Origin of the sequence: Formosa haliotis (assembly GCF_001685485.1) — a bacterium.
GTDB classification, from domain to species: domain Bacteria; phylum Bacteroidota; class Bacteroidia; order Flavobacteriales; family Flavobacteriaceae; genus Formosa; species Formosa haliotis.
Genome location: NZ_BDEL01000001.1, coordinates 3,329,971 through 3,353,605, shown reverse-complemented (window position 1 = coordinate 3,353,605; position 23,635 = coordinate 3,329,971). Strand labels below are relative to the sequence as shown.

General features: G+C 35.4%; 21 protein-coding genes and 1 pseudogene. 7 read left to right on the top strand and 15 right to left on the bottom strand.

Annotation, left to right across the window (positions count from 1 at the left end; all coding sequences use genetic code 11):
- Positions 1 to 32 precede the first annotated feature (32 nt).
- On the top strand, positions 33 to 821 hold the full coding sequence (nadE, locus tag A9D35_RS14030) for an NAD(+) synthase (RefSeq protein ID WP_066226117.1): 789 nt from the start codon (positions 33 to 35) through the stop codon (positions 819 to 821).
- A gap of 99 nt (positions 822 to 920) precedes the next feature.
- Positions 921 to 1,547 (top strand): response regulator transcription factor, encoded by a 627-nt coding sequence (locus A9D35_RS14025; protein ID WP_066224022.1) that lies wholly within the window; start codon positions 921 to 923, stop codon positions 1,545 to 1,547.
- Here A9D35_RS14025 and dnaG read toward each other — a convergent pair.
- Entirely contained in the window at positions 1,542 to 3,497 is a 1,956-nt protein-coding gene (gene dnaG / locus A9D35_RS14020; protein WP_066224020.1) for a DNA primase, read from the bottom strand. The genes A9D35_RS14025 and dnaG overlap by 6 nt on opposite strands.
- 185 nt (positions 3,498 to 3,682) lie before the next feature.
- Between dnaG and A9D35_RS14015 the strand changes: the two genes are divergently transcribed.
- Complete coding sequence (locus A9D35_RS14015; RefSeq protein ID WP_066224017.1) at positions 3,683 to 5,518, top strand: Xaa-Pro dipeptidyl-peptidase; 1,836 nt, start codon at positions 3,683 to 3,685, stop codon at positions 5,516 to 5,518.
- Between the two features lie 146 nt (positions 5,519 to 5,664).
- Here the strand turns inward: A9D35_RS14015 and A9D35_RS14010 are convergent, their stop codons facing one another.
- From A9D35_RS14010 to A9D35_RS13975, 8 genes and pseudogenes are all read right to left on the bottom strand, one after another.
- Entirely contained in the window at positions 5,665 to 6,756 is a 1,092-nt protein-coding gene (locus A9D35_RS14010) for a hypothetical protein (protein WP_066224015.1), read from the bottom strand.
- A gap of 148 nt (positions 6,757 to 6,904) precedes the next feature.
- Complete coding sequence (locus tag A9D35_RS14005; RefSeq protein ID WP_066224013.1) at positions 6,905 to 7,633, bottom strand: hypothetical protein; 729 nt, start codon at positions 7,631 to 7,633, stop codon at positions 6,905 to 6,907.
- Positions 7,620 to 8,182 (bottom strand): annotated as a pseudogene (locus A9D35_RS14000) (RNA polymerase sigma factor). The gene A9D35_RS14005 and the pseudogene A9D35_RS14000 overlap by 14 nt, the downstream one beginning before the upstream one ends.
- Before the next feature lie 66 nt (positions 8,183 to 8,248).
- Positions 8,249 to 9,226, bottom strand: a complete 978-nt coding sequence (locus A9D35_RS13995) for a polyprenyl synthetase family protein (RefSeq protein WP_066224011.1) — start codon at positions 9,224 to 9,226, stop codon at positions 8,249 to 8,251.
- A 92-nt stretch (positions 9,227 to 9,318) separates the two neighbouring features.
- The gene (mnmL, locus tag A9D35_RS13990; RefSeq protein WP_066224010.1) at positions 9,319 to 10,269 is read right to left on the bottom strand and encodes a tRNA modification radical SAM protein MnmL/YtqA; all 951 of its coding nucleotides are present in this window, start codon (positions 10,267 to 10,269) and stop codon (positions 9,319 to 9,321) included.
- Positions 10,270 to 10,314: 45 nt separating this feature from the next.
- Complete coding sequence (rlmN, locus tag A9D35_RS13985) at positions 10,315 to 11,355, bottom strand: dual-specificity RNA methyltransferase RlmN (protein WP_066224009.1); 1,041 nt, start codon at positions 11,353 to 11,355, stop codon at positions 10,315 to 10,317.
- Positions 11,356 to 11,469: 114 nt separating this feature from the next.
- Positions 11,470 to 12,519 (bottom strand): tRNA preQ1(34) S-adenosylmethionine ribosyltransferase-isomerase QueA, encoded by a 1,050-nt coding sequence (gene queA / locus A9D35_RS13980; protein WP_066224007.1) that lies wholly within the window; start codon positions 12,517 to 12,519, stop codon positions 11,470 to 11,472.
- Positions 12,520 to 12,743: 224 nt separating this feature from the next.
- The gene (locus tag A9D35_RS13975; protein WP_235817905.1) at positions 12,744 to 13,508 is read right to left on the bottom strand and encodes an NAD(P)H-binding protein; all 765 of its coding nucleotides are present in this window, start codon (positions 13,506 to 13,508) and stop codon (positions 12,744 to 12,746) included.
- Between the two features lie 215 nt (positions 13,509 to 13,723).
- Here A9D35_RS13975 and A9D35_RS13970 point away from each other — a divergent pair, with 215 nt between their 5' ends.
- The 3 genes from A9D35_RS13970 to A9D35_RS13960 all read left to right on the top strand — a co-directional run bounded on the left by A9D35_RS13970 (position 13,724) and on the right by A9D35_RS13960 (position 16,498).
- A complete protein-coding gene (locus tag A9D35_RS13970) occupies positions 13,724 to 14,323 on the top strand; it encodes an acetate uptake transporter (protein ID WP_066224005.1) in 600 nt (199 codons plus the stop codon).
- 353 nt (positions 14,324 to 14,676) lie between these two features.
- Positions 14,677 to 15,579 carry a KPN_02809 family neutral zinc metallopeptidase gene (gene ypfJ, locus A9D35_RS13965; protein WP_066224003.1) on the top strand — a complete coding sequence of 301 codons (903 nt, stop codon included), beginning with the start codon at positions 14,677 to 14,679 and terminating at the stop codon, positions 15,577 to 15,579.
- Between the two features lie 85 nt (positions 15,580 to 15,664).
- Positions 15,665 to 16,498, top strand: a complete 834-nt coding sequence (locus A9D35_RS13960) for a 2OG-Fe(II) oxygenase (RefSeq protein ID WP_066224001.1) — start codon at positions 15,665 to 15,667, stop codon at positions 16,496 to 16,498.
- 271 nt (positions 16,499 to 16,769) lie between these two features.
- On the opposite strand, the gene A9D35_RS13955 is transcribed toward A9D35_RS13960, so the two are convergent.
- The 6 genes from A9D35_RS13955 to A9D35_RS13935 form a co-directional block, all read right to left on the bottom strand.
- Positions 16,770 to 17,969, bottom strand: a complete 1,200-nt coding sequence (locus A9D35_RS13955) for an MFS transporter (protein ID WP_066223999.1) — start codon at positions 17,967 to 17,969, stop codon at positions 16,770 to 16,772.
- Positions 17,970 to 17,990: 21 nt separating this feature from the next.
- Positions 17,991 to 19,235, bottom strand: coding sequence for an ATP-binding cassette domain-containing protein (locus tag A9D35_RS13950; protein ID WP_066223997.1), 1,245 nt, complete (start codon positions 19,233 to 19,235; stop codon positions 17,991 to 17,993).
- An 8-nt stretch (positions 19,236 to 19,243) separates the two neighbouring features.
- Positions 19,244 to 19,789, bottom strand: a complete 546-nt coding sequence (locus A9D35_RS13945) for a pyridoxamine 5'-phosphate oxidase family protein (protein WP_066223995.1) — start codon at positions 19,787 to 19,789, stop codon at positions 19,244 to 19,246.
- A 92-nt stretch (positions 19,790 to 19,881) separates the two neighbouring features.
- Positions 19,882 to 20,049 carry a lmo0937 family membrane protein gene (locus A9D35_RS18590; protein ID WP_141675540.1) on the bottom strand — a complete coding sequence of 56 codons (168 nt, stop codon included), beginning with the start codon at positions 20,047 to 20,049 and terminating at the stop codon, positions 19,882 to 19,884.
- A gap of 88 nt (positions 20,050 to 20,137) precedes the next feature.
- Positions 20,138 to 20,824: an aquaporin Z gene (aqpZ, locus tag A9D35_RS13940; protein WP_066223993.1), complete on the bottom strand. Its 687-nt coding sequence runs from the start codon at positions 20,822 to 20,824 to the stop codon at positions 20,138 to 20,140.
- Positions 20,825 to 20,932: 108 nt separating this feature from the next.
- Positions 20,933 to 21,472, bottom strand: a complete 540-nt coding sequence (locus A9D35_RS13935) for a lipocalin family protein (RefSeq protein WP_066223992.1) — start codon at positions 21,470 to 21,472, stop codon at positions 20,933 to 20,935.
- Between the two features lie 284 nt (positions 21,473 to 21,756).
- Here A9D35_RS13935 and A9D35_RS13930 point away from each other — a divergent pair, with 284 nt between their 5' ends.
- Complete coding sequence (locus A9D35_RS13930; protein WP_066223989.1) at positions 21,757 to 23,409, top strand: sodium/sugar symporter; 1,653 nt, start codon at positions 21,757 to 21,759, stop codon at positions 23,407 to 23,409.
- The last annotated feature ends 226 nt before the right edge of the window (positions 23,410 to 23,635 follow it).

Sequence of the window (23,635 nt, the reverse complement as noted above, 5' to 3'; positions counted from 1 at the left end):
AGGTAAGATTCTTTGTTTTAAATCCTTTTAAAATGCAAGCAGAAAAAACAGTCGATCATATTGTTAAATGGTTAAAAGATTATGCAGTAAATGCTAAAGTAAATGGTTTTGTAGTGGGAATTTCTGGCGGAATTGACTCTGCTGTAACCTCTACCTTATGCGCCTTAACTGGTTTAGATGTACTTTGTGTAGAGATGCCTATTCTTCAAGCTCCAAGTCATGTTTCTAGAGCGGTAGAGCATATTAAACAACTTAAAGATCGGTTTAAAAATGTTAGAGATGCCCGTGTAGATTTAACGCCTGTTTTTGAAGAATTTAAAACCGAAGTCACTTTAGAAGGTCAAGAAGCCACTGTAGCTATGGCTTTAGCGAACACTAGAGCGCGTTTGCGAATGACGACTTTATATTATTACGCAGGCTTACAAAAACTTTTGGTTGCTGGTACAGGTAATAAAGTAGAAGATTTTGGTGTTGGCTTTTACACGAAATACGGCGATGGCGGTGTTGATTTAAGTCCGATTGCCGATTTATTAAAGTCTGAAGTTTACGAATTGGCAAGTGTTTTACAAGTTCCGAATTCTATTATGGAAGCCGCACCTAGCGACGGATTATTTGGAGACGCACGAAGTGATGAAGATCAAATTGGTGCTTCTTACCCGGAATTAGAATGGGCTATGGCAATGGACGATGCTGGTAAAACTGCTGATGATTTTACGGGTAGAGAACGAGACGTTTTCGCCATTTACAAACGTTTTAATACCTCGAATAAACATAAGATGGATCCAATACCTATCTGTGTTATTCCCAATAATTTAAAATAAAAAATCTCATTAATAGATACTTTTTTTTATATTTACATTGACTGGATTTAGAATCTAAATCTGCGCCCCAACAGTCATTAATTTTAAAACTCATAAAATATGATAAAACTGTTGGTAGCCGACCACCATCCTATTATTAGAAAAGGACTAGAATTATTATTCTTAACATCGCCAGTAATTAAAGTTGAAGGCGGCGTAGATGATGGTGAATCTATTTTCGATTTTCTAAAATCTCACACTGTAGATATTTTAGTAACTGAAATTGATTTACCTAAATTAAATGGAATAACAGCACTCAGGCGGCTTAAAAAGGAATACCCAAATGTAAAAGTTTTAATTTTTAGCACGCATCCGGAAGAGGTTTATGCGATGAGTTCTATTAAAGCGGGAGCATCGGGTTACATATCGAAAACTGCAAATATCTTAACCTTGCGCGAAGCTATTTTAAAAATAGATCAAGGAGGCATTTACTTAAGTAACGATTTAACGCACCGTTTAGCTTTTGGAGAACGTGTTAATAGAACAGGATCGTTTTACAAAAAATTATCTACTCGTGAAGTCGAAGTTCTTAAACTCCTGTCTATAGGAAAGAAAAACAAAGAAATTGCACAAGAATTAGATATTAACGAAAAAACCGTAAGTACATACAAAGCCCGATTAATGAAAAAGCTGCATGCATCTAATCTTGTAGATTTATTAAATCAGGCGAAATTGTTAGAATCATAACACGCGGTTAAGTTTTCTAGACAACAACATTTTAAGACCGTAATAATCTTTTACTTCTTCTAAGATATTCCAGTTACTTTCGCCCACATTTCCTAAAGTCGATTGCTGAAATTCTAGCACTTTCTGATCGATTAAATAACAGCGCAAACTTAAAATAGTTTCGCTAACCAATTGTGCTACACTATCGGTTTTAGCTTTAGGAAAAATATCCTTGCGCTTCCAATCGTGTAAGGTGTGGCGCTCATCCTCCATAAGAATACTCGTAATTTCTTGCGACAAATGTGCATCTGGGTTGTTTACAAAATGCTCTAAAACAAAATCTGGATTCTGGTTTAACGTATTTATTATTGTATAATACAGCGTTTTAAAGGTTTCATTCCCAAAATGCATTTCATCTTCTTGCAGGTCTAAAAATATTTTTTCGAATACTTTAGCTTGTTGCACAACGGGCTCTAAAACCAATTCTCCCTTATCGTTTTCTTTTAAAATAAGATCTTCAAATTCTTCTTCGCGATTACCATACAGCAATAGAATTTCAATAATTTTTCGTTCTAAAACATATTGTACGTCAACCTTTTTAGATTGGTCTTCATTTTTAATAACTTCAAAAGATCGTTGTTCCTTTTCTGGCGCTTTCTGGTCTTTTTGATCTTTATTTCCTATTTGAGCCAAAGAACTAAATAACACAGCCTCGCTAATATCCATAATTCTGGCGCATTCCTGCAAATACACTTCTTGCTTAATACGATCTGGAATCTTGGATATACTTTGAATAATATCGCGAATGGTTTCAGCTTTCTTAATAGGATCGTTTTTAGAATCCTCGACCAACAATCCCGCTTTAAACTGAATAAAATCTTTAGAGTTCGTTTCTAAATATTCACGAAGTTCTTCCTCTGTATTTTGTCGCGCAAAACTATCTGGATCTTCGCCCTGAGGGAAAGAACAGACTCTAACATTCATGCCCTGTTCTAGAATTAAATCTATACCACGAATAGAGGCCCGCATTCCAGCAGCATCACCATCAAATAACACAGTTATATTCTTGGTTAATCTATTAATTAGGCGAATTTGCTCTGGAGTTAAAGCGGTTCCCGAAGACGACACCACATTAGTAATTCCTGTTTGATGAAACTGAATCACATCGGTATAACCCTCTACCAAAAAACAATTATCTTCTTTAGCGATACTTTGCTTGGCGTGGTAAATTCCATACAACACTTTGCTCTTGTAATAAATCTCACTTTCGGGAGAATTCATATACTTCGCAGCCTTTTTATCGTTCGTTAAAATACGACCACCAAAGCCCAAAACACGTCCACTCATACTCTGGATAGGAAACATAACCCGCCCTTTAAAGCGATCGAAATACTTCTCGCCCTTTACTATGGTTAAACCTGTTTTTTCAAGGAATTCTAATTTGTAACCTTTTTTTAAAGCTTCGTCCGAGAAGGCTTGCCATTCATCTAGTGCATACCCTAATCCAAACAATTTTATGGTTTCTGGTGTAAATCCGCGTTCCTTAAAATAGCTTAAACCAATAGCTTGACCGGCATCGGTTTTATGCATCGTTTTTTGAAAATAGGTGTTGGCAAACTCACTAACCAAGTACAAGCTCTCTCGCGTGTCTTGTTTTTCTTTTTCTTCGTTAGATTGCTCGGTTTCTTCTATTTCAATCCCGTATTTTTTAGCTAAATATTTTATGGCTTCCGGATATGTAAAATGTTCGTGCTCCATTAGAAAGGCCACGACATTCCCTCCTTTTCCACTCGAGAAATCTTTCCAAATTTGCTTTACTGGCGAGACAACAAAACTCGGTGAACGCTCATCACTAAAGGGACTCAACCCTTTATAATTGCTTCCCGCTTTTTTAAGCTGAACAAAATCGCCAATAACTTCTTCTAATCGAGAAACTTCAAATACAGTGTCTATGGAGGATTTTGAAATCAATGAAATGGTGTTTTAAAAGGATAAGAAATGAATTGCAAATATAGCTTAATTCCAATCAGAAAATGAAACGCAACAGACAAGAATTTTGGCATATATGTATACCATTTTGGATAGTATTTCACCTAGTATTTTATTGCCAAATGCTTAACTTAGTAGCTTATCATACCATGTTAACCTCTATCGCTATGAAAAACAGCTTACGTTCGCTACTCCTTATTTTATGTGTTTCGATAGTATCAAACACCACATTTGCTCAAAAAAAAGCTACGCCAATTTTTAAAGATGGTGAAGCCCAAGTTGTAAAAGCTTTTAACGATCCTAAGGATTGGATTCGACATGATTTATGGGTAGAAACCGAATTTGACACCGACGGCGACGGAAAATTAGATCGTATGCATGTAGATGTTACGCGGCCTAAACAAACAGAAACTGAAGGTTTAAAACTCCCTATCATCTATGAGTCCAGTCCGTATTACGCAGGCGTTGCGGCAGATGTTCCTGGTTTATTTTGGGATGTGCATCACGAAATTGGTGAGCCTGCAAAACCCCGTGTACATCCAGAAGTTAAACGTATTGGAAAGCGACCTATAATTTCGGAGTCTCAAGTTTTACCATGGGTACCCAGAGGTTATATTGTAGTACATTCATCGTCGCCAGGAACAGGCTTGTCTCAAGGATCTCCTACAGTTGGTGGCGATAACGAATCTTTAGCTCCGAAAGCCGTGATCGATTGGTTAAACGGTCGTGCAAAAGGTTATACTTCGCCAGAAGGTAAAGAAGAAGTTAAGGCCTATTGGTCTACCGGAAAAGTAGGCATGACGGGGACATCTTATAATGGTACCATTCCTTTAGCGGCAGCCACCACTGGTGTCGAGGGTTTAGAAGCCATCATTCCAGTATCGCCTAATACATCGTACTATCATTATTATAGATCGAATGGTTTAGTACGTTCTCCTGGTGGTTATTTAGGTGAAGACATAGATGTGCTTTACGATTTTATCCATAGCGGAGACGAATCTAAACGCGCCTATAGCAATACAGTAATTCGCGATACAGAAATGAAAAATGGCATGGATAGAATTACTGGTGATTATAACGACTTCTGGGCAAGTCGCGACTATTTAAACGATATGGAACCTATGAAAGCAGGCTTATTAATGTCGCATGCCTTTAACGATTGGAATGTGATGCCAGAACATAGTTACCGCATTTATAAAGCAGCAAAAGAAAAAGGACTTCCTGTACAAATTTATTATCACCAAGACGGGCATGGCGGTCCGCCGCCGTTATCGCTTATGAATCGTTGGTTTACCCATTATTTATTTGGTATAGATAATGGTGTTGAAAACGACCCTAAAGCTTGGATTGTTCGTGAAAACGACAATCGATTAGAACCTACTTCGTATGCCGATTATCCAAACCCCGATGCCTCCATAGTAACTTTACAATTACACCCTGGTGGTCTTTCGTATGGCGCTCTAAATACCGAAAAAATAAATGAAGCCACCAAAGAAACCTTAATAGATGACTCGAAGTTTTCTGGAGATTCGTTGGCAAAACTAGCATCCTCTAAACACCGATTATTATATGTAACCCCTACTTTAACCAAAGACCTTCACATTTCTGGAGTTGCCAAAATTCATATAAAACTAGCAAGTAGTAAACCAGCCGCAAATTTATCGGTATGGTTGGTATCTTTACCTTGGAATACAAATCAAGGTGCAGAAATAACAGACAATATTATTACTTGCGGCTGGGCAGATCCTCAGAATTATAAGTCCTTACGAAGCAGTGAACCTTTAATTCCCGGAAAATTCTACGACATGACTTTTGGTTTGCAACCCGACGATCAGGTTATAAAAAAAGGACAACAGATAGGATTGATGATTTTTTCTAGCGACAGTAATTTTACCTTATTACCAAAACCAGGAACAGAATTAACAATCGACTTAGAAGGCACACAATTAGAGTTACCCATAGTTGGCGGTGAGGTATCTTTCAAAGAGTCTACACAAAAATAAGACGAAAGAAGTTGTCCTAAAAATCAGATTTCCGTCAGCCCAAACGTGTTTCAGATTCTCATGATAAAAAGCTATCAATGTCATGAGATTCTGAAATAAATTCAGAATGACGAGATTCAATATCAGTAAGACAACTTCATTTTATACTAATCCATATCGAAACGAATACCGAGCGAGATATTATTTTGATCGAATTCTTGATGCCTAAAAATTGGAGACAAATCGTATTTAAAATACACACCTACACTCCCTAAAGCCATATAACTGCTCACACCATATACAAAACTATTTACAGCCTCGTAATTTTTATATTTCTTTTTCTGATTACTTCCATCTTCATAAAACTTCACTTTTTGTAGTGATGCGATATTAAATCCGCCATAACCCCCAATCCCGAATTTGAATTTTTTATGTGTAGAATATCTAAAATAATCCTCGTGTTCAATTTTTTTAGATGGGCCAAATTCAAAATGCACAGGAAACACCAAATTTGTGGTTCTAAATTTCGATTTTTTTACATCGAAAGGATACTCCTCTAAAATTACCAAATCGCCACGCTCGGCAAAATACATGTTGTCTTTAATATTCAATTTATTCCATTGCATAGACACCCCATATTTTAAACGCAGTGCATTCGAGTTTTCAAAAACCCTAGTTTTCCAGGCCCAACCTAATTCTACAAATCCAGATCCACCAAGTTTATAAGGAGAATCGCCTAAGCTTTCACCTTCTATAAGCGCGTTATTAAATCCGATAGCAAAAACCAAATCGCTTGTGGTACGCTTATCGTAGATGGGCGAATATTCGGCCCTAGCTCCTATTTGAATTGAGGTCTCTTCGTTAGTCGATTCACTTACAATCCCCTTCCCTATACGGATGGTAATTAATCCATCTTCACCAAAAGTATAAGACTCGTCGTTGCGTTTTAGTAAATCTATTTTATTGTCGATAATCGTTTCGCGATTCGCAATATTTAAAGCACGCTTTTTTGCAGCATTTTGTTTTAAAATCTCCCCTTCTTCCTGAGTAATATATCCGGCATCTATTTTATTATTTATCGCCTCAACATCTTGACGCAATAATTCTTTCTCTTCTGCCCGGACAGCCTCTTTTTCGGCTTTTAACATCTTAATTTCCTCGGTATTCAAGGAATCTTTTACCACTGTTTCTTGTGCAATACTTACTTCTGAAACAAGGAGCAAAATAAAGGCCACTGTAATTTTTGTAATGGTGTTCATACTATTCGTTTTTTGATTAATTGATTATAATTGATGATATATTTAAGTCATCTCGACAAACACTTGTTCGTGTCGGATTACGTTATTAAATGCTAACCAGTCTCTCCTAGATAGGACAGAATTTTTACTTAAACTAAATTCAAAACTTTTAGTGATTTCGTTCTACAACTGCCGTTTTAACCTTTACAAATCCCGATTTAACCGCATCGAACACTTTTTCTCGGAAACTGTGTTCTATTTCATTTTCTACATGTTCTAGAAGCTGTTTAGAATCTACGGTTTGCTGTATTCTTTCTGAAGGTTTTTTAGCCAAATCCTGTTCGGCTTGCAGTAATAAATCTTCTATATAATCGCCAGTAACCGTATGTTCAGCAAGTCCGTTTTGTAGGGTTTCTTCAACCATGCCTTCATTTGTATTTGACGGTTTTTCTTTTGTTTCGGTGTTAACAAGTACTGAAGTTGAAGGCTTTTTAGCTATACCTCCTGCATTCTTTATTAGATGTGATTTTTCTGTAGACTTTCCTTTTTGTTCTTCCAAGCTATGTTCTTCTTGCTTAAACTCATCTATTTTACTATCGGTTACAAGGGTATGGATTGGTTTAGAATCAGTTTCTTGTTCTTGAGGAATTTCGGCAGGCTGCTCCACAATAACCGGAGGTGTCTGAGATGTAGGTTCAGAATAAAACATCCAAGTACTAATTAACATCACCCCAATTACACTGGCGGCTATGCCTACTACCCAAAATGATTTTAAGCCGCGCTTTGGCTTAGTCGCATCTAAATCTGTCTGCAATTTCTCCCAGGCATTTACCGAAGGTTCAATGCGGCGTTCCTCTAGGGTTTCTTTTATTTTAGTTTCAAAATTATTTGACACCATAATTATCGGAATTTAATGCATTTAACTGCTGTTGAAGCAACTGTTTTGCCTTAAACAATTGCGATTTAGAAGTCCCTTCAGAAATGTTTAGCAATTCGGCTATTTCTTTATGCTTATACCCTTCAATAGCATACATTACAAATACCATTTTATAGCCTTCGGGTAAATCGTCTATACACTTTTGAATATCTTCAACATCAAAATGGTCATCGCTATAAACAGCATTATAATTTTCTACGGCACTATTTACTTCCGTAAAAACAAGCAGCTTTTTTTGCCTTAAAAACGAAATAGATTCACGAACCATAATACGTCGAATCCACCCTTCGAAAGCACCTGTATCTTGAAAGGTATGTAGTTGCGTAAATACCTTAAAAAAGCCATTTAACATAGCCTCTTCTGCATGCTGAACATCTTTAATGTAATACCTGCAAACACTTAGCATTTTAGGCGCATGCCAATCGAACAAAGCTTGCTGTGCTTCGCGATTGTTTTGGATAGCTTTTTTATAAGCTGATTTTGGTTTTTATGCAACTGAATAACTTTCAAAAACGATTTCATTTGGTCTTCTATTTATAAAGACGAAAAAATGACGCGAAAGGTTGCCTGAAGGTTTTATTTTTTTCTGTCTATAACATAATTCACCATTAAAATTAATGATGATTTGTACTCAGATTCCGGATAAGGTTCTAACATTTTTAAAGCCTCCTCTTGGAATCCTTTCATTTTTGTTACGGCATAGTCTAAGCCGCCTTGATCCTTTACAAATGCAATAACTTCTTTAACGCGCTTAGCATCTTTATTATGGTTTTTAATAGAATTAATTAACCATTTGTTCTCTTTTTTAGAGACTTTATTGAGCACATGAATTAGGGGAAGTGTCATTTTTTGCTCTTTAATATCGATACCGGTAGGCTTTCCTATTTTTTCCTGCCCGTAGTCGAATAAATCATCTTTAATTTGAAAGGCCATCCCGATTAGTTCTCCAAATTTACGCATGGTTTCTACATGTGTAGATCCAGGTTTTACAGAAGCAGCTCCTAAGCTACAACAGGCTGCAATTAAAGTTGCTGTTTTTTGACGGATAATTTCGTAATAAACGGTTTCGGTAATATCTAACTGACGTGCTTTTTCAATTTGAAGCAATTCGCCTTCACTCATCTCACGCACAGCGATTGAGATTATTTTAAGCAAATCGAAATCATTATTATCTATAGACAATAACAAGCCTTTAGATAATAAATAATCGCCCACAAGCACGGCAATTTTATTTTTCCAAAGGGCATTTATAGAGAAAAATCCACGACGTCTGTTACTATCATCGACCACATCATCGTGCACTAAGGTGGCGGTATGTATTAATTCGATTACAGAAGCACCGCGATACGTACGTTCGCTAACCTCGCCGTTAGACACCATTTTAGAAACCAAAAACACGAACATAGGTCGCATTTGTTTTCCTTTTCTGTTAACTATATAATGAGTAATCCTATTAAGTAGCGCTACTTTAGAAGACATTGAAAGCAAGAACTTTTGTTCAAAAAGTTCCATTTCGTAAGCAATAGGCTGCTTTATTTGTTCTACAATTTTCAACTAGAATTCTTAGGAGTTATTAGCAATACAAACCTAATAAAAAAGTGCGTTATAAACTATTTTTAGAGTCGTCTGAAACAAAAAACTGTAAATCAACTTTCCAATGCTACTTTATACAATTTACCTTGCCAAGTATCGCGTTCTTTTAATCGCTTATTTACTTTGTCTACAAATTCAAAATTCTTTAAATTCCATTTAGGTGCAATTAAAAATTCTTTTGGCGACTGACTAACAAAGCGCTCTAAAACAATATTAGGGTTGAGTACTTCAATAAAATCTATAGCCAATTCTATATAATCTTCTGCCGTGTATAAATTAATATCTTCTAAACCTTTTAAATAGCGCTCTCCCATAATCGATCCTTTTACCAATTGTAATTGGTGCAGTTTCAAGAAATTTAATGGTAATTTAGACATTTCTTTAGCATGATTTAAAATATCTGCGTTTTGCTCACCAGGAAGTCCTAAAATTAAATGCGCTCCAACATGAATACCTGCAGCATGCGTTTTCATTATAGCTTCTACTCCCGTTTGATAGTCATGACCACGATTAATATCTAAAAGCGTGGTATTGTTTGTAGACTCAATCCCATACTCTATAGTCACATAATACTGCTTACTTAAGGTAGACAAATACGCCAAAAGTTCGTCGCTTATACAGTCTGGTCGTGTACCAATAACCAAGCCAATAACCTTTGGGTGAGCTAAGGCTTCTTCGTATCGCTTTTTAAGTACATCTAAACTTTCGTAAGTATTACTGTAAGCTTGAAAATAAGCTAAGTATTTTTGTGTTTTATATTTCTCGGCAAAAAAACCAATACCGGTATCTATCTGGCTGGTTATAGAATTTCCGTCGCTACAATAGGCCGGATTAAAAGTAGAATTATTACAAAACGTGCATCCGCCAAATCCTTTACTTCCATCGCGATTGGGACAAGAAAAACCCGCATCTACAGACACCTTTTGTACGCGCTCTTTGAATACGGTTTTTATATACGAACTGTAATCGTTATACCGTTTGTCATGTCCCCAAGGATACGTCATACTAATTTGTTTTAAATACTTTTAATTATTCTGTTAATGCAGGAACTAACTTTTATTGGCAAGCTGTCCGCAAGCAGCATCGATATCTTTCCCGCGAGAGCGTCTTATAGTGACTGTAATGTTATTGGCTTCAAGTACTTTTACGTACATGTCTATGGCTTCATCTGGCGCTTGTTGAAACTCGCCATCGTCGATAGGATTATATTCAATTAAATTGACTTTACTTGGTGCAAATTTGCAAAACTGAACCAAAGCCTCAACATCCTTTCGTTTATCGTTTATACCTTTCCATACCACATATTCGTAGGTAATTCTACTTTTTGTTTTACTAAACCAATATTCTAAAGCACTTCTTAAATCGGCTAAAGGAAAGGTTTCATTAAATGGCATAATTGAAGTACGCACCTCATCGATTGCCGAGTGCAAGGATACGGCCAGTTTAAATTTCACGGCGTCGTCGGCCATTTTTCGTATCATTTTAGGCACACCAGAGGTCGATACCGTAATACGTCTTGGCGACATGCCTAAACCTTCAACATCGGTAATTTTATCTATGGCTTTAATAACGTTGTTATAGTTCATAAGTGGTTCGCCCATCCCCATAAAAACGATATTACTTAGAGGTCTGTCGTAATATAATCGACTTTCATTATCTATAGCTACCACCTGGTCGTAAATCTCGTCTGGATTTAAATTACGCATACGTTTTAAACGTGAAGTTGCGCAAAATCTACAATCTAAACTACAGCCTACCTGACTAGAAACACAGGCGGTTGTTCTGCTTTTTGTTGGAATTAAAACCGACTCGACCACCAAACCGTCATGCAATTGTACCGCATTTTTAACAGTACCATCACTACTGCGCTGCATGGTGTCGACTTTAATATGGTTTATTACAAAGTTATCTTCTAACATTTGTCGGGTCTCTTTAGAGAGATTGGTCATGTCTGTAAATTGATGAGCTCCTTTACTCCATAACCATTCGTAAACCTGATTTCCACGAAACGCTTGATCGCCTTGCGATACAAAAAAGTCTCGAAGTTGATCTTTAGTTAATGCCCGAACGTCCTTTTTCTTGTTTGCCATAATACTGCAAAAGTAATTAAAATGTAATTAGCTTTATGTACTAATCCTTGACTCTTAAATCTATAAAAAAAGCCTTGACGAACAAGGCTTTTAAATGTATATGGTTTTTATAACTTATATAATTAACATGGCATCACCATAGCTATAAAATTTGTATCCTTCTTTAACCGCTTCGTCGTACGCTTTTTTAAGAAAATCGTGACCAGCAAATGCAGAAACCATCATTAATAAAGTCGATTTTGGCGTATGGAAGTTAGTAATCATACAATTCGCGATACTAAAATCGTAAGGAGGGAAAATAAATTTATTTGTCCAACCATTAAATTCATTTAAAGTACCATGCGAAGACACTGAACTTTCAATAGCACGCATAGATGTTGTACCTACCGCACAAACACGACGCTTATCTTTAATTCCTGTATTAATAATATCTACCGCTTTAGCATCAATAATAGCTTCTTCGCTATCCATTTTATGCTTCGATAAATCTTCTACCTCTACTGGGTTAAAAGTTCCTAAACCTACATGTAAGGTAACATCGGCAAATTTAACACCTTTAATTTCTAAACGTTTTAATAAGTGTTTAGAGAAGTGTAAACCTGCTGTTGGCGCTGCAACGGCTCCTTCATGCTTAGCATAAATGGTTTGGTAACGTTCTTCATCTTCTGCCTTAACTTCTCTTTTAATATATTTTGGTAGTGGTGTTTCTCCTAATATTTTAAGTTTATTTCTAAACTCTGTATACGACCCATCGTATAAGAAACGTAAGGTACGTCCTCTAGAAGTCGTGTTATCTATAACTTCGGCTACTAAGGTATCGTCGTCTCCAAAATATAATTTATTTCCAATTCTAATTTTACGCGCTGGATCAACTAAAACGTCCCAAAGGCGTTGCTCTTCGTTTAATTCTCTTAATAAAAACACTTCAATACGTGCGCCAGTTTTTTCTTTATTTCCGAATAAACGCGCAGGAAATACTTTAGTATCATTAAGAATCATCACGTCATCTTCATCAAAATAATCGATGATATCTTTAAACTGTCTGTGTTCAATAGTTTGATTTTTTCTATCTAAAACCATTAAGCGCGACTCATCTCTGTTTTCTGATGGGTCTTCGGCTAATAATTCTTCAGGTAGATTAAAATTAAAGTGTGATAATTTCATTTTATGATATTTTGTTTTGAAATATTATGCGAATTAGACTACTCTAATTTCACAAAAATGTTGTAAGCAAGCCGCAAATATACAATCTGCAGATAGGCGTTGTCAAGTAAATAGATGATTATTATTTATTTAATTCGTAAATCCTACTGTTAGTGCGTGTTTTGTAAGCAGATATTTTAGTCTTTTTTAAACCTAGTGTTAAATTTCAGACCTTTTAACGAGATTTAATACGCCATTAAATCTGAATATTTAAACTGAAAATTTAATCGATCTATAAGTTTCTTCGGACTTACGATTTTATATTCGTTTTTAGTTGAAGGATCCAAGACAGGATGAAATCGCTCTACTTTTGCCATTTCTTTTGTGTAGAAATCGGCTCGTTTTGGGTGAGAATCGGCACAGGCATTAAAGATTTCTCCCCAAACATTTTGCCTTATTATTGCTGTAAGAATAGACACACAATCGTCTTGATGAATCAGATTTACAAACCCCTCGGGATTGGGAATAATATTACGGGCACGAATAAAATTACCCGGTTTTCTTTGGTAGCCAAAAAGCCCTCCAAAACGGATTATAGTTGTACTAAAATGCGTGTTACTTCGGAATGCATTTTCGATATCTAACAACGGACTAGATTTGGTTTCACTCGTCTCTGTAACTATCCCGTTGGTGTTAGGGTAAACCGAAGTGGAACTTACAAAAATAACATGCTTAATGGCAGACGCCTCTATCTCCTGGATTAACCGTGTAAAGCTATCCAAATCTTTAGACGTTATTAAAATGATTACTACTTCGGAATCCAAAAATGTTGACGCTATCGCACCGTGATTAATATCAATTAAAAACGGAGCTATACCTTCGGCTTCTAGCACTTTTAGCTTGTCCGTTTGTGTTGTAGACCCTTTAACCAAATAGCCTTGGTCTACCAATATTTCTGCCAATGGCAGCCCTAACCAACCACAACCTAATACACTAATATTTTTAATCAAATTACTTAAACATTTAAGTTATTATTTTTTAAACAGAAAAAGCTAAAAACCACGAGAGTATATGCTAAAATTGCCTATTTTTGCCGCACTTTTTACAAGCGTAATTTTTAACGGAATAACCTCCTTTATCAAAGGTAATTTAAAAGGGATCATTATAAAAAATTAAGCCTGTAAACCTCATAAAGAATTTTAATAGTTTAACATAACATAAATAGATGGAACAATCAACAGTATTAATTAAAGACAACTCGGCAAACCCTGGTCCATTAGGACTTTTAGCCTTTGGTATGACTACCGTTTTATTAAACCTACACAATGCCGGTTTTTACGAAATGAATTCTATGATTTTAGCTATGGGGATTTTTTATGGTGGTTTAGCTCAAATTATAGCTGGTATTTTAGAGTCTAAAAAAAATAACAGTTTCGGGATGACCGCTTTTATATCTTACGGCTTTTTCTGGTTAACTCTAGTAGGACTCATTGTAATGCCAAAATTAAATTTAATAGAGAGCACTTCGAATACCGCAATGATTGCGTATTTAATTATGTGGGGAATTTTCACGTCGCTACTTTTTATAGGGACTCTAAAAATTAATAAAGCTCTACAGTTTGTGTTTGCAACCTTAGCCATTTTATTTTTCTTATTAGCTTTAGGGGATTACACAGGAAATAAGGTAATAAAAACATTTACAGGAATAGAGGGTATAATCTGTGGCGCGGCAGCAATTTACACAGGTGTAGCAACGCTTTTAAACGAAGTTTACGGTAAAGTTATTATGCCAATCGGGCCTGTTTCGGGAGGTTCCGCTCACTAAATACCGCTTGGTTCAAAACCACATATAATGTATTAAAATCCCAATTCTTCCTTTAGTTTTGGGATTTTTTTTGCTTATATTTTTAAGAGGATAGCAATTTACCCCCCTATTAAAGCTATCCTACTTACAATATGAGAACAGACAATCCTTATATCTAAAAATATATTGTTTACCACCGAAAATTCAACTAAACGGATAAGGCATCAAAATAATTTAATTTATTTAGCCTACTTTTTAAATTCTATTGGTAATATTGTTAAATGATTTAAAAATTTATTCGAAATTACTTTTTAGATGTACTAAAAAAATGAGTAATTTTATTTTAAGAGAATTAAACAAAAGCACAAGTTATTATGAAATGGCAAGGTAAAAGACAAAGTTCGAATGTTGAAGACAGAAGAGGTCAAAGAGGGCCAAGTACAGGTAGAGGATTAGGAGGTATTAACCCTTTATTACTTATACCATTGGTTAAGTTATTGTTTTCTAAAAAAGGCTTAATTATCGTTGCTATTGCCGTTGTTTTATGTGTCGTTACCGGTTTTAACCCTTTGAATTTAGTAAGTCAGTTATTAGGCGGAGGTCCAGTTACAACACAATCTTCTAGTTATACTCCAACACAAGAAGATGAAGAACTTGCACAATTTAGTAAAACCATTTTAGCGAGTACCGAGGATGTATGGAATCAACTTATTCCTAATTACAGAGAGCCTACTTTAGTCCTTTTCACCGGATCTGTTGCCTCTGCTTGTGGTGCCGCTTCTAGTGCTACGGGACCTTTCTATTGCCCTGGTGATGAAAAATTATATTTAGATTTAAGCTTTTTTGACGAAATGGCGAGACGAATGAATGCTCCGGGAGATTTTGCCCAAGCCTATGTTATTGCCCATGAAGTTGGACACCATGTTCAGAAAATAATGGGAATTTCAGATAAAATGGAACGCTTAAGAAGTCAGTTAAGCGAAGTAGAATACAATAAATACTCTGTTCGATTAGAGCTTCAAGCCGATTTCTTTGCCGGTGTTTGGGCACATCACTCTCAAGAAATTTCTAACATGATGGAAGATGGCGATTTAGAAGAAGCTTTAAATGCTGCCAATGCCATTGGAGACGACCGTTTACAAAAAGAAGCTACAGGCCATGTAGTTCCCGATTCTTTTACTCATGGAACTTCCGCACAGCGTATGCGTTGGTTTAAAAAAGGTTTCGAAACTGGCGATATTCAGCAAGGAGATACCTTTAGCGCTAATCCGCTTTAGTAGATCCTCTAGAGTTTTGAATCGTTCTTTAATAACAGCATTTTTCAAAATCTGCTAGCCTTAAAAGACTTAATTAATTATAGTAATGAACAGTAATACGGTAGACAGACACAGTTTAGCAGATTTAATTTCTGAACGGCTAAATACCGAAAAAGAGTCCTTAAGGCACCAATTCGAATCGTCTAAAAACGGTATAGGCTATTTTTATTTAGATGATGTTTTACCGGTAGACATTGTTAATGATATTCATAAAAATTTCCCTTCGCCAGAAGACATGACACTTAAAAAGAGCTTGCGAGAACACAAACATGTCGCAGCTCAAATGAATAAGTATCACCCTATTTTAGAAGAAGCTATTTATGCGTTTCAAGACAAAACTATAGTATCGCACATTTGTGACATCTGCAAAATAGAGGATTTATATCCCGATGACAAACTGTATGCAGGAGGATTATCGGCCATGCATAAAGGTCAATTTTTAAACCCGCATCTCGACAATTCTCACGATATAGAGCGCAACCGTTGGCGTGCTTTAAATTTATTATTTTATGTAAGTCCGAATTGGAACGATGATAATGGCGGCCACTTAGAACTTTGGCCTAACGGCCTTAAAAAGAAGCAAGTTGTTGTACATTCAAAATTCAACCGGCTTATTGTTATGGCCACACACCAGGCGTCTTGGCATTCGGTAAGTCCCGTTACTGCCAATGCCTCTAGGCAATGTGTATCTAATTATTATTTTTCAGACCAACCACTTCAACCTTCCGACAGGTTTCATGTAACGACCTTTAGAGGCCGTCCTGAACAAACTGTAACCAATCAGATTTTAAAATTAGATTCCTTTTTAAGAATGAATATCAGAAAAATATTCAAAAAAGGAATTGTTGAAAATCCACATGTTTATAAAAAAGACAACTAATAACTTTTTTTCTTATGAAACGCGAGACACTCTTACTTTTACTATCAGGTTTGTGCTTAATCGTATTCGGATTAAATCAAGTTTTTAATTGGTATACGATCTCAAATCCTAAGATTCTAGGATTAGTCCTTATTGTATTCAATTTAGCTGTATTTGTATTATTGATTCGCAGGTTGAATGCTTCAAAAAAATAGTAATTCTGGAATGCACTGAAATTAATTTACAAATCGGATTCGCATATAATTTCAGTTTAATATAAATAAAAGGATAATTACCTAGCTTTACTCTTATTTAAAGCTATTAAACCTAATATTGGGCCAATCGCTAAAAACACAAACATAAACATAGGATGCATTATAGTTTGTAAAAATCCTAAGGTCTGAATACTAATAATAGTAATAGAAAACCCAATACAATTCACTATCGTTAAAGCACTTCCTTTGGTTTCTGGTCGTGTATTATACGCTACTAAAGTTGAAAACAATGGAGAATCGGCCACAACCACCATACCCCAAAATATTAAAAACAGCACAAACAATGAAGCTGAATTAATGTAGAAAAAAAACGGAGATATCAAACAACACACGGTTGAGGCTAACAATATGTAATAGGCAGAGCGTTTTAAACCTTTTATTTTCGACATAATACCGCTAACACAACAACTTAGTGTGCCACTAGCTATAATGATAAAGGAATACAATGCAATATTTAAATTGGTTCCTGGATGCAACACATTATACGTTTTTAAAAGTATAGGTGTAAAAGCCCAAAAGGCATAAAGCTCCCACATATGACCAAAATAACCAAAGGCAGCAGCCTTAAATTCACGGTCTTTAAACAGCTTAGAAAGAATAGTTACATCTACCTTCGAGCTCGATTTCCGAAACGGTCCGTCGGGAACAAACAAAACAATAAGCACTCCCCCTAAAACCGAAAGTAGCGAAGTGGTATAAATAACCATTTGCCATGGAAATTGCTGCAAGACATTACTTAAAAGATGTGGAAAAGCCGTTCCCAAAACTAATGCTCCTACTAAAAACCCCAAGGCTTTCCCTAATCCTTGATGGTAATAATCGGCGGCGATTTTCATCCCTACAGGGTAGATACCCGCAAGAAAAAAACCCGTAAAAAATCGTAATAAAAGTAAAATTATAAGCGGTTGATTTTCTAATACTAACCCACAATTGAAACATGCCGCTAGTATGGCACTCATCATAAAAACTTTTGAAGGTGAAAACCGATCTGAAATGGAAAACAAAGCAAAAACAAAGGTCCCTAATATAAAACCAAACTGTACTGCCGAAGTTAAAAAACTTAATACCGAAGCCTCTAAATGGTTAGTTTCTATTAGCGCATCCATGACCCCATTTCCCGCAAACCAAAGTGATGTACAGCAAAATTGAGATACGATTATAAGCGGTAAAATATATTTTGGAACGTGTACCGAATTACTTGTGTTTTTTTCTATCATTTACATTTTTTCGCTTACTATTTAAGGCTGAACAATCTTACCAATCGATCCGTTTTTCGTTTTTTCTAAAAGATATACATGCTTGGGTTTTAAAGCTGCTTCTGTTTTATGAGAGACATATAAAATAGACGTCTTACTTTCTTTAGCAATTTTCTGAACCAAATTAATAAACACCAAAGCTCCTGTATCGTCTAATCCAACCGTAGGCTCATCTAAGATAATTAAAGGCGGATGTTTAATCATGGCCCGGCATATTAAAATTAAACGCTTATTCGTTTCAGATAAATAATAATAGTTTTCATTTTTTAAGGTATCTAAACCTATTAGTTTTAACCATTTTTTTCCTAAATCGACTTCTAAATCTGTAGGTTTTTGGTACAATCCGATACTATCTTTTAACCCTGAAATAATCATATTTAAAGCAGAATGTTGCCCGTTAAATAAATGCATCATGCTTGGCGTAAAATAGCCCATGTTGCGTTTAATATCCCAAACCGTTTCTCCAGATCCCCTTTTCTTTCCAAATAAATAAACCTCTTGCCCGTAAGCTTTCGGATTATCGCCTATCATCATGGTTAATAAGGTAGACTTTCCAGTGCCGTTTGCCCCTTTTAATTCCCAGAATTCACCTTTTTTGATAGTCCAATCTATATCTTTTAAAATAGGTTTGTCGTTATAACTAACATTAACTTTTTTTAAATCGACTAAAATTGCAGGATAAGATCGATTAGGCTTCGAAATGGGTTGCGGAATAGGATTCTTAAACTGAAAATCTGGTTTTCGCCCTTCAACATCTAAAAAGTCGGTAATGGGCTGCAGGCTAAACGTATCCTCATTAAGCTTTAAAACAAACTGAACGAACGGTAAAATATCGTTTTTTCTACTAAAAAATTGAACGATAGGAATCGTTTCCGAGAGGATCGTGATACGCTTTTTTAATTCGGCAACATTAGCAACGTCTAAGGCATCAAATGGATTAACAACGACTAAAAACTCCGGTTTGTCTTGCAACACATATTCAAAAAAAGCTTTTTTACGTTCGCCACTAGAAAGCGATAATAGTTTACGCTTAGTGTCTTGGGTTAAGGTATATTCATCGTGAAGTAATTCTGCTTTTACAAATTCATCTAAAATAGCGTTCGATAGAAAAGTGCCCTGTTTTCCCTTATATTCCGATAGCAAAGGATTATCACTCTGGGTAATATATTCAATAACAGTGTTTGGCGTTGGTATTTTAGAGTACGCTATGGCGAGATGAGTAGTCATACTAAACTTTAGTTATTAGTAATTTTGGTTTCAAACCCATCTATGCTTTCCGAGTTTTTTTCAATCCAATATTCTTCTATGCCCTTCTGCCCTTTCTCTTCAGACCACTCTACAAGAGTGTCCCGATCTGCTTTATATTCCATAAGCGGTACTGCAAAGCCACAAGAAGTCTGCACCAAATCCACATCCATTTCAATAATCTGACGCGCCCCTACTGTAGTAGGAAAATGCGATATATACGTATTAAATTCACTATCTCGTGGATGAAAAATTTTAGCCGTTCCATAAAGTCTTAGGATAAGCGGATTCCCTTCGAAAGCACAAAACATTATTGTCATTCTATTATGCTTTAAAAGATGAGCAGCCGTTTCGTTTCCGCTTCCAGTAAGATTCAACCAAATAATTTTATTTTTATTAATAACTCGGAAACTATCCATCCCCTTTGGTGAAATGTTTACCCGACCTTCATCGGCAGCAGTTCCAACAAAAAACATGTTCTGTTTACTTATAAAAGATTGTATCCTTTTTGAAATGTGATTAGTCTTTTTTCCCATATTGAATACTATGAATTTTAGGTAAAAATAAAAATCTACTCCCAAAACTAGTTCTTGAAAGTAGATTTTTATTTGAATAACAAAATTAAGTCCTAAAGTGGTTTACGTCCTGAAATAATATTATAAAGAATTACAATAATGGCAATAACTAAAAGAATGTGGAGTAAACTACTTGTTGCTAATCCGGGTACAATATCTAGCATACCTAATACCCAAACTATAATACAGATTACGGCTACAAGCCAAAGGAGACTTCTCATATTTTAATTTTTAATAGTTAGTATTCTAAGATATTAAATATCAGATAATTTGCAAAATAAAAACAACGTTAGTTTCACTTACAAAAGTCTACACTTTTTCTGGAGAAATAAATTTATAAACTAGTCCAGCCAAAATAGCTCCTACTATTGGTGCAACCCAAAACAACCACAATTGACCCAAAGCCCAATCTCCCACAAATAAAGCCTGACTAGTACTACGCGCAGGGTTTACAGATGTATTAGTAACAGGGATACTTATTAGGTGAATTAATGTTAAACCTAAACCAATGGCTAAACCTCCAAATCCTTTTGGAGCCTTAGAGTGTGTTGCACCAAGAATTATTATTAAAAACATAAAGGTCATTACCACCTCGGTAACTAATGCCGACATCATATTATAACCGTCTGGAGAATGTTCGCCATACCCATTGGCTGCAAATCCGCCAAGTTCGAAACCAGCTTTCCCCGATGCAATAGCATATAAAATTCCTGCTCCTAAAATACCACCAAGAACTTGGGCTATGATATAAGGTACAAGTTCTTTTTTATCGAATCTGCCACCTACGGCTAAACCAATTGAAACAGCCGGATTTAAATGACAACCTGAAATATGTCCTATAGCATACGCCATGGTTAATACTGTTAATCCAAATGCCATGGCAACTCCTACAAAGCCAATCCCTAATTCTGGGTAACCGGCTGCTAAAACAGCACTACCGCAACCTCCTAATACCAGCCACATGGTTCCTATAAATTCTGCAACTAATTTTTTCATATTGTTCTATCGTTATTGATTAATATTTAAGCGATACTGTAAATATGCAAAAAGTTTATAAATTCTTCAATAAAAAAATAACAATACAACAACAATATGATAGGTTTATTATTTATTATGTTCTACCCAAATTAAATCGGTTGTATCGTAACCTATCGTTTTGGCTTGTTCTAGAAATTTGGTTTTAATTGATTCGGGAATTGTTTCTTCTCGTGATAAAATCCATAAATAATCTAAACTTTTTCCAGCAACCAAAGCATAAGAATAATCGTTTTCTACAGCTATTACATTATAGCCCGAATAAAACGGACCGAAAAAGGAGACCTTAAGTTTAGCTATGGAATCGGCTTCAACAAATTTCGCTCGACCGGTTGAAGATTCCCATTTTTCCTTTTTATAATTATAGCCCTTGTTTTCAACCTTTATCGACTGGTCTGGATTTAATGAATATTCTGCTGTGGTATTATTTAAGTTTTTTTCATACTTAAAATCCAATCGTGCGATTTCATACCATTTTCCCAAATATTTAGATTTCTCGAACCCTAATACAGCCTTAGCATTTTTAGGTATAGTTGCACATGAAAAACAAAAAAATAACATCATTATTAATACTAAGGGTTTCTTTATTTCATGGAATATAGTTTTCATAATTAAATTAGTTTTTAAACAGATTGTAATTTTAGTAATTTACATACAGTTTTTTTGATTTAATCGATAAGAACTCTGCCTTTATTGATTGAATTCCTAAAAATAAGCAGGTTTCGAAAACGTTGTATTAAATTGTGCTTATTTTTTATTTGAGATTTTTACCTTCATAAATAACTAAAAAACAACAACATAGACATCAAAAGCGAGTCAAATGACACCCTTGAAATAAATTTTTACGATATTTTGCTATATTTACCACACAACAAACTAACCAATAACTAATTATGACTACTCAATTTGAATTTTTAGATTATTTCATCTTCGTGGCGTATGCTATCCTTATTTTAGGTGTAGGATTATGGATGTCGAGAGACAAAAAAGGACATGAAAAAAATGCCGAAGATTATTTTCTAGCAGGTAAATCTTTACCATGGTGGGCCATTGGGGCCTCTTTAATTGCTGCAAATATTTCTGCCGAACAATTTATAGGTATGTCTGGATCTGGCTTCGCTTCCGGACTGGCTATTGCTTCTTATGAATGGATGGCCGCTTTAACTTTACTAATAGTTGGAAAATATTTTCTTCCTATTTTCATTGAAAAAGGGTTATATACCATTCCAGAATTCGTTGAAAAACGATATTCTACAAACTTAAAAACCATACTCGCCATATTCTGGATAGCCCTATATGTTTTTGTTAATTTAGCCTCGGTATTATATTTAGGCTCATTAGCATTGGAAACCATTATGGGAATACCAATGATATATGGAGTTATAGGTTTAGCACTGTTTGCAGCTGCTTATTCCTTATATGGTGGACTCTCGGCAGTTGCTTGGACCGACGTGATTCAAGTGGTGTTTTTAGTCCTTGGAGGCCTTGCTACAACCTACTTAGCATTAAATACGGTTTCTGGAGGACATGGTATGATGGAAGGACTTAAAGTTGTATACGAAGAAGTGCCTGATCGTTTTGCCATGATATTAGATAAATCGAACCCGGAATACAAAAACTTACCAGGAATTGGCGTATTAGTTGGAGGTATGTGGGTTGCGAATTTATACTATTGGGGATTCAACCAATATATTATACAACGAACTTTAGCTGCTAAATCTTTAAGAGAAGCACAAAAAGGTATTTTACTAGCTGCTTTCTTAAAATTAATTATCCCTTTAATTGTTGTAATTCCAGGAATTGCAGCTTATGTCATGGTAAACGACCCTGAAATTTTAGCAAGTTTGGGAGAAGCTGGATTAAAGAATTTGCCATCTCTAGAACAAGCTGATAAAGCCTACCCGTGGTTATTACAATTTCTACCAACAGGATTAAAAGGTGTCGCTTTTGCCGCGTTGGCAGCCGCGATAGTATCGTCTTTAGCATCGATGCTAAATTCGACATCTACCATTTATACAATGGATATTTACAAGCAATACATCAATAAAAATGCGAGTTCTAAGCAAACTGTAAACATGGGTAGAATTTCTGCAGCTGTTGCTTTAGTTATTGCATGTATTATGGCGCCTCTTTTAGGAGGGATTGACCAAGCGTTTCAATTTATTCAAGAATATACAGGAATTGTAAGTCCAGGTATTTTAGCTGTATTTATTTTAGGTTTATTCTGGAAGAAAACAACAAACAAAGCTGCTATTATTGGAGCCTTAGCATCCATTCCAATCGCGCTATATTTCAAAGTTGCATCTCACCAATGGTCTACAAGTCCGTTTTTTGTAGATGTCCCTTTTATGGATCAAATGGGATACACATTTATCTTGACCATGATTGTTATTGCAATTGCTAGTTTAATTCAGCATAATGGAGCCGATGACGCCAAGGGTATTGAAATTAAAAAGGAAACATTTAAAACGAGTCCGACATTTAATATTGGAGCATTTGCCGTGATGATTATTTTAGTTATGCTTTATAGCTTGTTCTGGAATTAATCGTCCAATGCATTTATATAAGGGAGGCTTCGGCTTCCCTTTTTTTATTAATAATCCATATGTATTTGTTTGGTTTAACGTATAGTTCAAAATGGATTATAAATACGGCATTAAACTAAATAGTTAACCCTTTTTATACAGACATGTTCCGCAAAAAAACACTACAATTAATTTTTTTCAGCTCATCTTTACCATAAAATATGCTACAAAACTGTGTTTATATTCT